The organism is Vibrio sp. OPT46, from assembly GCF_015163535.1.
Classification (GTDB): domain Bacteria; phylum Pseudomonadota; class Gammaproteobacteria; order Enterobacterales; family Vibrionaceae; genus Vibrio; species Vibrio alginolyticus.
Genome location: NZ_JADDYG010000165.1, coordinates 2,518 through 4,817 on the forward strand (window position 1 = coordinate 2,518; position 2,300 = coordinate 4,817).

General features: G+C 38.2%; 4 protein-coding genes. All 4 read left to right on the forward strand.

Translation table 11 applies throughout. The features are described from left to right. Window positions 1-346: 346 nt before the first annotated feature. Window positions 347-625 (forward strand): hypothetical protein, encoded by a 279-nt coding sequence (locus tag IQR33_RS07430; RefSeq protein ID WP_020840791.1) that lies wholly within the window; start codon window positions 347-349, stop codon window positions 623-625. 136 nt (window positions 626-761) lie between these two features. Then, window positions 762-1,277, forward strand: coding sequence for a hypothetical protein (locus IQR33_RS07440; protein WP_193838060.1), 516 nt, complete (start codon window positions 762-764; stop codon window positions 1,275-1,277). Window positions 1,278-1,421: 144 nt separating this feature from the next. Further along, a complete protein-coding gene (locus IQR33_RS07450) occupies window positions 1,422-1,829 on the forward strand; it encodes a hypothetical protein (protein WP_193843609.1) in 408 nt (135 codons plus the stop codon). A 216-nt stretch (window positions 1,830-2,045) separates the two neighbouring features. Continuing rightward, window positions 2,046-2,300: hypothetical protein (locus tag IQR33_RS32470; protein ID WP_228013789.1), on the forward strand; the 255-nt coding region annotated here is incomplete at its 3' end.

Sequence of the window (2,300 nt, forward strand, 5' to 3'; positions counted from 1 at the left end):
AGGGTTATTTAAAAGGTTTCTCTACTGGAGAGAAAATATCGATAACCCTATGAGGAAAGCTAATCAGCCAGAAAATAGAACTTATGAGTATATGTTGGCAATAAGAGCGTCAGTTGACGAAGAGTATGCAAAAATAAATATCGCCTAACAAAGCATTTAAGAGTGATTCCCAACGCTTGGCATTTTTGGTGTCATCGTTGGGCTTTGTGTTTACGGTGGTATGGTTAGTTTCGTGGTAGCGTTGCTCACACCTTAATGCGGCGTTAGGCGACATGAGATAAACGATAGAGTAGTGATAGTATCTTGGCGTGAATCTAGCTTCAGTTAATAGAAAAGGAGTGGATTAATGAATGGTAAAGCATTTGATAATTGGCAAAAATCTCGAAAGAAAGGATGTTTAAATTGGCTTTTCAGAACAACTTTCGTCACAGCCATTTTGTACATGATTTTTAATGTTATTTTCCTTTATCCATCTTCTGATGCGGCAAGCATTACGATTTTCTTATCGGATAATGCTCTTAATTACTCAATTTACACGATCGGGATGTTTTTCGCATTTTGGGCTATTTGGCTATACAACGAATCTTCGTATGAGAAAGAAGTTAAACGTAGAAATGTCGCCTAACAAACTGTTCAAGAGGGATTCGCAACGCGTGGCATTTTTACTATGCGTTGGTTTTAGTGTTTAAGGTGTTATGCGGCGGATTTGGTATTGCGTTGCTCACCCCTTAACAGGGCGTTAGAACACACGGAGGCAATAAATGGCTGAATGGGAAAATCCAAGATATTTTGACAATAGTTATAGTCCTGATTTAGAGGTGACAAAACTAGACCTCTACAGGTTGCTCAATCAGTTTTTAGCTAGCAAAACATTATCGAAACTATGTAACGCAGATGGTGAGCTGAACCATGCTATGTACACACTCGATCCATTTTTTGAAGTTGAAGCAACTAGAATACTATTAAGTTCTGCTGTAATAGCGCGTGTGATAGATGATAAGCACAAAGACCTTCATCAATATAATACGAAAAGCGGAATCTTAATTCCGAACCTCAATGAGCCAGAAAACACTGTTGATCCTAACTTGAGAGAAGCCTGCAATAAAATCATTCATGCTGATACCATTAGATATGATGTCGAAGTTGAAGTGCAGGGCATGACTCAACGGTATTTCAATCCATACATATATTATTATGGTTCTTTGGGAAAAAAGCGTTGGAAAGCAACGTTGAATGTAGTCGATTACGTAAAGAACTATACGGACAATATCGTGTAAGTGTGCTCTAACAAACTGTTTAAGAGTGATTCGCAACGCGTGGCATTTTTATTATGCGTTGGTTTTAGTGTTTAAGGTGGTATGCGGGAGCTTCGGTATTGCGTTGCTCACACCTTAACAGGGCGTTAGCTGTTTGAGGAAAAAATGAGAAAATTCGATAAGCCGCTATTCTGGCTGTATATAAAAACAAGAGACTCATTGTTGTCATCTTTTAAGGGCTTTCTGGGAATGCTTTTAGTGTTGATCGGAGCAGCAGTAGTTTTAGGTAATGAATCCCCTGAGAATGTCTGGATTTCGGTGGGAATCATTTTATTAGTATTGAGTCTTCCAGTCTCAATGGGCCTGATGATGATAAAGCTCAAATTTAAGAGTTTTGCTGGATCAATACCTACAGCAGAACTAGCATATTTTTTACAGCACGATGAAGATGCAAAGTTAGATAAAGCTGTGAGAGGCTTATTTTCGTTATGCCTATCTTTTATGATTTACCTTTGGTTTACGATGGTAGCTATCGCAGCTCTTGGTATGTTGGGAGCAAAGCTCGTGTTGTAAAACACAGCTAACAAACTGTTTAAGAGGGATTCGCAACGCATGGCATTTTCACTATGCGTTGGTTTTAGTGATTAAGGTGGTTTGCTGCTGCTTCGGTAATGCGTTGCTCACCCCTTAACAGAGCGTTATGCGAATGGCACGCTGTTGATAATGATATTGCCAACAATTCAGATGTAAATATAATATATAAAACAAACAAATACCTCAGTTGGAAAAATGAAATCAATTAGTTCACAAAGAGTAATCTCCAGGGTTGAAAGTCTAATTAAAGATGGATATGCATTATTGGAAACGATAGAACCTCGTTTTGATAATGAAAAAGACAAAAAGAAAGGTCGATCTCGTGGAGAGTATGTGGATGAGCTTTTACACTTAAAGTTCGTTACTTCATCATTACATTTTATTGAAACTATTTTTGGGAAAGACTCCATCTTTTACATTCGATTCGACTCGCGCTTTGATGGGATCGCA